Annotated in this window: 8 protein-coding genes and 1 tRNA gene; 2 read left to right on the top strand and 7 right to left on the bottom strand. The window is 68.7% G+C overall.

Going from position 1 to position 8,179, the window contains the following annotated elements; translation table 11 throughout:
• Positions 1–37: 37 nt before the first annotated feature.
• The 3 genes from ACN675_RS26195 to ACN675_RS26205 all read right to left on the bottom strand — a co-directional run bounded on the left by ACN675_RS26195 (position 38) and on the right by ACN675_RS26205 (position 1,799).
• Entirely contained in the window at positions 38–235 is a 198-nt protein-coding gene (locus ACN675_RS26195; RefSeq protein WP_420753607.1) for a hypothetical protein, read from the bottom strand.
• A 244-nt stretch (positions 236–479) separates the two neighbouring features.
• Positions 480–552, bottom strand: a tRNA-Thr gene (locus ACN675_RS26200).
• Positions 553–614: 62 nt separating this feature from the next.
• Positions 615–1,799, bottom strand: coding sequence for a DNA polymerase III subunit delta' (locus ACN675_RS26205; protein WP_420753608.1), 1,185 nt, complete (start codon positions 1,797–1,799; stop codon positions 615–617).
• Positions 1,800–1,893: 94 nt separating this feature from the next.
• Here ACN675_RS26205 and ACN675_RS26210 point away from each other — a divergent pair, with 94 nt between their 5' ends.
• Positions 1,894–2,280 (top strand): VOC family protein, encoded by a 387-nt coding sequence (locus ACN675_RS26210; protein WP_420753609.1) that lies wholly within the window; start codon positions 1,894–1,896, stop codon positions 2,278–2,280.
• Between the two features lie 18 nt (positions 2,281–2,298).
• On the opposite strand, the gene ACN675_RS26215 is transcribed toward ACN675_RS26210, so the two are convergent.
• The 4 genes from ACN675_RS26215 to ACN675_RS26230 all read right to left on the bottom strand — a co-directional run bounded on the left by ACN675_RS26215 (position 2,299) and on the right by ACN675_RS26230 (position 7,046).
• A complete protein-coding gene (locus ACN675_RS26215) occupies positions 2,299–2,967 on the bottom strand; it encodes a helix-turn-helix domain-containing protein (protein WP_420753610.1) in 669 nt (222 codons plus the stop codon).
• A gap of 37 nt (positions 2,968–3,004) precedes the next feature.
• Positions 3,005–5,953: a type I DNA topoisomerase gene (gene topA, locus ACN675_RS26220; RefSeq protein ID WP_420753613.1), complete on the bottom strand. Its 2,949-nt coding sequence runs from the start codon at positions 5,951–5,953 to the stop codon at positions 3,005–3,007.
• Between the two features lie 117 nt (positions 5,954–6,070).
• On the bottom strand, positions 6,071–6,676 hold the full coding sequence (locus ACN675_RS26225; protein WP_420753611.1) for a hypothetical protein: 606 nt from the start codon (positions 6,674–6,676) through the stop codon (positions 6,071–6,073).
• A gap of 166 nt (positions 6,677–6,842) precedes the next feature.
• Positions 6,843–7,046 carry a cold-shock protein gene (locus tag ACN675_RS26230; protein ID WP_003935252.1) on the bottom strand — a complete coding sequence of 68 codons (204 nt, stop codon included), beginning with the start codon at positions 7,044–7,046 and terminating at the stop codon, positions 6,843–6,845.
• 383 nt (positions 7,047–7,429) lie between these two features.
• On the opposite strand from ACN675_RS26230, the gene ACN675_RS26235 reads away from it, so the two are divergent.
• Positions 7,430–8,179, top strand: a 750-nt coding sequence (locus ACN675_RS26235) for a DEAD/DEAH box helicase (protein ID WP_420753612.1), incomplete at its 3' end; no start/stop codon positions are given.

Consider the following 8,179-nt stretch of genomic DNA (forward strand, 5'->3'; position numbering starts at 1 on the left):
CGGCGGTTTCGGGGCGATTCAGGCGTCGAGAAGCGGTTCACGGCACCCAGTACTTGACGGCGAGCTGCTGGACCACGTCGTCGTCCTCCGATGCCTGATCCAGCAGCGCGAGGTCGTAGCCGATATCGACGAGCCGGGGGTTGTCGCCCTCGGCGTCCCCGAGCGGACGTCCACCGTCCTCGATGCGTTGCCGGAGGATCTTCTCGCGCACTCGTTCCTTCAGCGACTCGCTCATATAACGAGCATGAGCGCCCCGCGACCGGTTGTCGAGCACCGCGGGCCGGCTACTCGTCGTCGTGCCGTCGGAACACGCGTATCGCCATCGGGAGGACGACGGCGAGGGCCCCGATGATGACGATCAGGGAGAAGATTTCCATGGCCATGCCTCCATCGTCCCTGTTTCCGACGATGCGTGTGGGCGGCTCCGGAACGAGGAAGGCCCCTCACCGGTGTTCCCGGTGAGGGGCCTTCCCCTTCTGAGCTGCCTGTCGGAATCGAACCGACGACCTTTTCATTACGAGTGAAATGCTCTACCGACTGAGCTAAGGCAGCGAGCCATTCGGCGTCCGAAGTGTAGCCGACCACCCCCCGGAGGATGCAAACCTGCACGTAGATCAGCGGAACGCGGAGCTCAACCTGGCCGCCATCGCAGCGACCGCGAAACGCGGTTTGACGTTCTGTGCGAGCGCCTCGCGGCACTCGAGAATCGATTCGATACAGGTCAACAGTGATTCCGGGGAGGTGCGGGACGCCAGATCGCGGGCGCGCTCGGCCATGTCCGGATGGTTCGGTGTGGCGGTGGCGCCGAACGCGGCCGCGAGCGCGTCCCGGTACAACCCGGCGAGGTCGATCAGTGCCCGGTCCATGATGTCGCGCTCGGTTCGGGTCAGGCGCACCTTCTGTTTGTCCGCGAGCGCCTTGAGTACACCGGCCGACCCACGCAACGCTCCCGCGGTTCCCTTTCCGGTGCCGCCCGCGCCCAATGCCGTCCTCAGCTCCTCGGTTTCCCGTTCGTCGATCGACCCGGTGATCTCCTTGGCCTCGGCTTGCGCGCGCTGGACCAGATCCTCGGCATCGGCGTAGGTGGTAGCCGGGTGCAGGACCGCCTTGGCCACGTCGAGCGCGCGGGTGCGGTTGGCACGCGCGGACTCGTCGGTCGCCAAGCGCCGGGCGCGGCCGACGTGACCGCCACTGACGGATGCGGCCCACTGCGCCGCGCGCTCGTCGATCCCGTCGACGTCGCGCAGCACCCGAGCGATCGATTCGACGCTGGGTGTCACGAGGCCGATGTGGCGGCAGCGTGAGCGCAACGTGACGGAGATGTCCTGGGGATCGATCGAGGGCGCGCACAGCAGGAAGACGGTGCGCTGCGGTGGTTCCTCGACGACCTTGAGCAGCGCGTTCGCAGCGCCCTCGGTGAGCCGGTCGGCGTCTTCGACGACGACGATCTGCCAGCGTCCCGTGCTCGGCCTGCGCGACGCGGTCTGAACGATCTCGCGCATGGACTTGACGCTGATGGTCAGGCCCTCGGGTACGACCCTGCGCACGTCACCGTGGGTGCCGGCCATCGTCGTCGTGCAGGCATGGCAGTGTCCGCAGCCCGGTTCTCCGGGGTCGGTGCACTGGAGTGCCGCGGCGAAGCACAGGGCCGCGACCGACCGCCCCGACCCGGGCGGCCCGGTGAACAGCCACGAGTGGGTCATCGCCGATCCCGTGTCGCCGTTGCGGGCCGCGATCGCGGCAGCGATCAGGTCCGTCTCGACGTCGCGTTGACCGACGAGACGATCGAAGACACCCATGCAGGGCAGCGTAGCGGCAGGCACCGACGATCCCGCTCCCGCTGCTGTCCGAAATCTGCAAGACACCCGAACCTGTTCTGCCTAGGTTCGGATCATGACTCCGCACCTGTCTGCCGTCGGACTCGTGGTGTCCGACCTCGTCCGCTCCTTCGACTGCTATCGACTCCTCGGCCTCGACCTACCGTCGGAACCACCGGACAGCCCGCACTTCGAGGTGACGCTGCCCGGCGGGATGCGTCTGCTGTGGGACACCGTCGAGTCCGTCCGGTCGTTCCATCCCGGGTTCACGCCGGTCGCCGGTGGCGCGTCCCTCGCCTTCGACTGCGGCGGCCCGGACGAGGTGGATGCCACGTACAAGGCATTGCTGTCGGCGTCCTGCACCGAGGTGAAGGCACCGTGGGATGCCTTCTGGGGACAGCGCTACGCCCTGGTCCGAGACCCCGACGGGTACCCGATCGACCTCTTCGCTGCGCTGTCGTAACCAGCCGTGCTGTCGTGACTATCCGGCGAGGTCGGTGAGGGTGGTTCCGGACAGTGCACGCACCTCACGCGCGAGGTGGGCCTGATCGGAGTAACCGCAATCGGCCGCGATCCTCGCGAAGCCGCCGCCGGCCCGGGCCAGGTCGACGGCGGTCCGGAATCTCAGAACCCGGGCCAGCGTCTTCGGCCCGTATCCGAAGGTCCGCAGCGCGCGGCGATGCAGCTGCCGGTCGCTCCACCCGACCGCCGCCGCGGTGTCCGCGACGGACTCCCCCGCCGCGAGCATTCCCGCGACGGCCGCATCGATTCGGAGGTCGGCGTCGACGAGTTGCGTGCGGGCGAGCGCCACGAGCGCGGGCGCGGGCGCGACCTGCGCAGCATCGGAGAGATGCCGGACCCGCGCCGACGACCAGATCTGGTCGAGGGGAACGCGCTGGTCACGCAGTTCGCACGCGTCGACGCCGAACAGGGCCGGGCCGATTCCGGGTGCGCAGCGCAACGCTGTCAGCGATCGGCGGGTCCCCAGGTCCGAGTGGTGTGCCCGGGTGTCCGGTCCCGCGACGAGAAATCCGTCCTCGTGCCAGATCAGATCCATGCACCCGTCCGGCAGCACCTGGGTCCCCGCGCCCGCACGCGACGCGGACCACAGGATCACCCCTGCGACACCCGATGCCTGCTCGCGGTACACGCCGCGAGGATACGGCGGCCCCGCGGGCCCGTCACCCCTACTCGGCGGTCTTCTTCGCTGCCGTCTTCTTGGCGGTCGTCTTCTTGGCGGTCGTCTTCTTCGCAGCCGTCTTCTTCGCCGCGGTCTTCTTGGCCGGGGTCTTCTTGGCCGCGGCCTTCTTCGTCGCCTTCTTGGCCGGGCCGCGCGCACGACGGTCGGCGAGCAGTTCGGAGGCGCGCTCGTCGGTGATCGTCGCGACCTCGTCGCCCTTGCGCAGGCTCGCGTTGGTTTCGCCGTCGGTGACGTACGGACCGAACCGGCCGTCCTTGATCACCATCGGCTTCTCGCTGACCGGGTCTATACCCAGCTCACGCAGCGGCGGGGTCGCTGCGGCCTGCCGTCCACGCCGCTTGGGTTCGGCGTAGATCTTCAACGCTTCGTCGAGGGTGACGGTGAACATCTGTTCCTCCGTCGCGAGCGACCGCGAGTCCGTGCCCTTCTTCAGGTACGGGCCGTAGCGGCCGTTCTGCGCGGTGATCTCCTCACCCGACTCGGGGTCGACGCCGACCACCCGCGGCAGCGACAGCAACCGGAGGGCATCTTCGAGCGTGACCGTCGACAGGTCCATCGACTTGAGCAGTGACGCCGTGCGCGGCTTCGGCCCGGTGGCCTTCTTCGCGGCCTTCTTGGCCGGCGCCTTCTTCGCGGCGGTCTTCTTCGCGGTTTTCGTCGCGGTGCCGCCGGACTCGATCTCGTCGACCGGGATCGGCGTGACCGCGGGCTCCGGCTCCTCGGCTTCGGCCGGCGGTTCCGGCAGCAGCTCGGTCACGTACGGGCCGAAGCGACCTTCCCGGGCGACGATCTCGTTGCCGGTGACGGGGTCGACGCCGAGGCTGCGGCCCTCCTGTGGCGTCGCGAACAACTTCTCCGCGTATTCGCGGGTCAGCTCGTCCGGCGGCAGGTCGTCGGGCAGGTTCGCGCGCTGCGAGATCAGCTCACCGTCCGGGTTGGCCGGATCGACGACCATCCGCTCGAGGTACGGACCGAAGCGGCCGACGCGCACGCGGATCTCGCGGCCTTCGGAGTCGTCGAACAGGCGGATCGAGTTGATCTCGCGGGCGTCGATCTCTTCGAGGTTCTCCCCGACCATCTTCTTGAGGCCACCCTCGCGGGCGACGGATCCCTCGGCGCCCCGCTCGCCACCGAAGTAGAAGCTCGACAGCCAGGCGTTGCGGTGCTCGTGACCGGACGCGATCTCGTCGAGGTCGTCCTCCATCCCGGCCGTGAAGTCGTAGTCGACGAGCTGCCCGAAGTGCGCCTCGAGGAGGCCGACCACCGCGAAGGCCACCCACGACGGCACGAGTGCGCTGCCGCGTTTGTAGACGTAGCCGCGGTCCAGGATCGTCTTGATGATCGACGCGTACGTCGACGGACGGCCGATCCCGAGGTCTTCGAGGGCCTTGATCAGGCTGGCCTCGGTGTAGCGGGCGGGCGGGTTCGTCGAGTGCCCGTCCGGGTCGAGCTTCGTCGCGGTGACGGACTGTCCCTCGCTGAGGTTCGGCAGGCGGGACTCGGCGTCGTCGGACTGGCCGCCGGCCTCTTCGTCGACGCTTTCGACGTAGGCCTTGAGGAAGCCGGCGAACGTGATGGTCCGGCCGGACGCCGAGAACACGCATTCCTCACCGGTCGCCGCGGTGCCGGTGATCCGCAGCGTCAGCGTGGTGCCGCGCGCGTCCGCCATCTGCGAGGCGACGGTGCGCTGCCAGATCAGCTCGTAGAGCTTGAACTCGTCGGTGTCCAGGCGCGAGTGCAGTTCGCCGGGCGTCGCGAAGACATCGCCGGCGGGGCGGATCGCCTCGTGCGCTTCCTGCGCGTTCTTGACCTTGCGGGTGTACTGCCGCGGGCTCGGGCTGACGTACTCGGCCCCGTACAGCTGGGTGGCCTGGGCCCGGGCCGCGGCGATGGCCGACTCCGACAGCGTCGTCGAGTCGGTACGCATGTAGGTGATGTAGCCGTTCTCGTACAGCCGCTGCGCGATGCGCATCGTCCGTTCGGACGAGAACCGCAGCTTGCGGCCTGCTTCCTGCTGCAGCGTCGACGTCATGAACGGTGCGTACGGCTTGCGGGTGTACGGCTTGGATTCGGCGGAGGTGACGGCCAGCGCCGCGCCTTCGAGCGCGGTGGCCAGCGCCCGTGCGCGGGCCTCGTCGAGCACCGTGACCCCGGTGGACTTGAGCTGACCGTCCGGACCGAAGTCGCGGCCGACCGCGACGCGGCTTCCGTCGACACCGACCAGCCGCGCTCCGAACGATCGGGGGCTGGCGTCGGCGCCGGCGTCGAGAGTCGCCGCGATGTCCCAGTACTCGGCGGACGTGAACGCCATGCGCTCGCGTTCGCGCTGCACGATGACGCGGGTCGCGACGGACTGCACACGGCCGGCCGACAGCCGCGGCATGACCTTCTTCCACAGCACCGGGCTGACCTCGTAGCCGTACAGACGGTCGAGGATGCGGCGGGTTTCCTGCGCGTCGACCAGGTCGATGTCGAGATCGCGGGTGTTCTGCGCGGCCGCCCGGATGGCGGGCTCGGTGATCTCGTGGAAGACCATCCGGCGAACCGGGACCTTCGGCTTGAGCGTTTCGAGCAGGTGCCAGGCGATGGCCTCGCCCTCACGGTCGGGGTCGGTGGCGAGGTACAGCTCGTCGGCGTCCTTGAGGAGGCTCTTGAGCTCGGCGACCTTGGACTTCTTCTCCGGACTGACCACGTACAGCGCTTCGAAGTCCTGGTCGACGTTCACGCCGAGCCGGGCCCACGGCTCACCCTTGTATTTGGCCGGGACGTCGGCCGCGCCGCGCGGCAGGTCCCGGATGTGGCCGACCGACGCCTCGACGACGTAGCCCCGTCCGAGGTACGGCGCGATCTTCTTCGCCTTGGTCGGAGACTCGACGATGACGAGCCGACGAGTGCCCGACGAGCCGTCCGACGTGCTCTTGTCCCGTGCTGCCACCGTGCCGCCCGCACCTTCCCTAGTTGTCGACATGCCTGCTTCTTCAAGGACATGTATACCGACCCGTCCCCCCGACGCGGCCACACACAGGGTCGCACATGACCGGCGACCGACTCGTCACCTGTCGAAATCGTCGCCCGCCACGTGGGGCCATGTCGACCGCGCGGAGGGGTCGTTCGGGGGCTCGCCGATGTTCTCTCCGAGCCTGGTCAGACGCCTGCGGCCGGACACCCGCAGTCCCGGTCCGGTGCCGCGCGTACCGATCAGGGTCGGAGCGATCCCGGCCCTCATCAGTGACTGTGCGAGCACCGGATGGGTGTCGGGTGCGTGCGGGTCGAGTCCCAGCACATACCGCTCGCCGTCCACCTCCATCCGGCCGGCGGCCAGCACCCACGCGCGCAGCGCCCGCGATCCGGGCACCCAGCCCGGCGGCACGGACTTGACGGCGCCGCGGGTCCACTGCGTGGCGAGCGGGACGAGGTCCTCGACGGCGGCGGTCCGGACGAGGGGACGCCCCTCGTCGGTGACGGTGATCTCGGGTGTGAGGCCGGCCTGCGTCATCAGCTCGGCGATCGCGTCGGCGCGCCAGCGTTCGTCGACGACCACGGAGATGCGTGCCCTGCCGCCGGACACGACCACCTGTCCCTGCGCGGCGAGCAGTCCGCTGAGGTCGGTGAGCGCCGGCGGTACGGTTTCGGCGCCGAAGATCGACAGTTGTCCCACCACGGGCACCTCCCCGTTCAGCACGCCGCGCGTCGCGCGACCGGTCGTGCACGAATCGGTCGTGCACAGAAATGGATCGTCCCCCATCACCGACGGTGACAGGGGACGAATTCAGGCTTCGATCCGTGAGGATCGAGATCCACCTGGTAGTTCGCGTCGCGAACTATCAGAGAGCGCGCACACCGGTGGCCTGCGGGCCCTTGGTGCCCTGGCCCACCTCGAACTCGACTCGCTGGTTCTCCTCCAGGGTGCGGAAGCCGGAGCCCTGGATCTCGGAGTAGTGGACGAACACGTCGGCGGAGCCGTCTTCGGGAGCGATGAAGCCGAAGCCCTTCTCCGCGTTGAACCACTTCACAGTGCCCTGTGCCATGCTTTTCCTTCTCTTTCTAACACCGGATTCGGTGGGCCGCCGGGTGCGCGGTCCACCGGGCCGGTTCCGACCGCTGTACTTTCTTGATCCCCCCATGTGGAAGAGCAAAGCACCGCGCTCGCAACCTCGATCCTGCGAGCGTGCACTTTCTCAAGTCAACGAACACAGAAGCTGCGACCGGTGTCAGTCAACCACGAACCCGGCGCGCACAACAGTAGGAGGGCGTACAAATCGCCCGAATTTCTGATCTTGTTACAGCACGCGGGAAAATTGCCGACCTTTTGTTGTCGATACTACTGCCCGGAACCACCCACCACCTCGACCGAACCGGGACCGTTGGGCCTACGCTGAACATCGGCCCCACCCGACCCTCGGAGCACACCGTGACCACCCCGCACCACCGTCCGTCCCCCGACGCGACCGTGGGTTTCGGTGACGAACTGCTCGACCGGATCCTCGAGGGCACCCCCGCGAGCGAGCACCCGCTCACCCACACCGCGCAGCTTCCCGCGCGCAAGGCGATCCACAGCGAGTGGCCCGACTGGGTCGCCGAACCGGTGGTGCGGGTGATGCGCGAGTGCGGAATCGACCGGCCCTGGAAACACCAGGCCGTCGCCGCGACCCTCGCCACGGAAGGCAGCCACGTCGTGCTGTCCACCGGAACCGCGTCGGGAAAATCCCTCACCTACCAACTGCCGGTGCTCACCGCCCTGAGCGAGGATCCCCACGCGACGGCCCTGTACCTGTCGCCGACGAAAGCGCTCGGCGCCGACCAGTTGCGCGCGGCCACGGAGCTGACCTGCGCCGATCCGGCTCTGTCGAGCGTGCGCCCGTGCTCCTACGACGGTGACACCTCGACCGAGCTCCGTCAGTGGGCCCGCGCCCACTCGCGCTGGATCTTCACCAACCCGGACATGCTGCATCTCGGTCTGCTGCCCGGCCACAGCCGCTGGAGCCGGTTCTTCAAACGGCTGCGGTACGTCGTCGTCGACGAGTGCCACTCCTATCGCGGCGTGTTCGGATCCCACGTCGCGCTGATCCTGCGGCGGCTGCGGCGGATCGCGGCGCACTACGGCGCGCATCCGGTGTTCGTGCTGGCCTCGGCGACGACGGCGGAGCCGGGTGCGGCCGCG

Origin of the sequence: Rhodococcus sp. O3 (genome assembly GCF_048897285.1) — a bacterium.
Lineage (GTDB): Bacteria > Actinomycetota > Actinomycetes > Mycobacteriales > Mycobacteriaceae > Rhodococcus.

Bases quoted from the DNA above. Each gene is read 5' to 3' on its own strand.
- ACN675_RS26195 (WP_420753607.1), bottom strand. From the start codon at position 235: ATGAGCGAGTCGCTGAAGGAACGAGTGCGCGAGAAGATCCTCCGGCAA.
- ACN675_RS26210 (WP_420753609.1), top strand. From the start codon at position 1,894: ATGACTCCGCACCTGTCTGCCGTCGGACTCGTGGTGTCCGACCTCGTC.
- ACN675_RS26230 (WP_003935252.1), bottom strand. From the start codon at position 7,046: ATGGCACAGGGCACTGTGAAGTGGTTCAACGCGGAGAAGGGCTTCGGC.
- ACN675_RS26205 (WP_420753608.1), bottom strand. From the start codon at position 1,799: ATGGGTGTCTTCGATCGTCTCGTCGGTCAACGCGACGTCGAGACGGAC.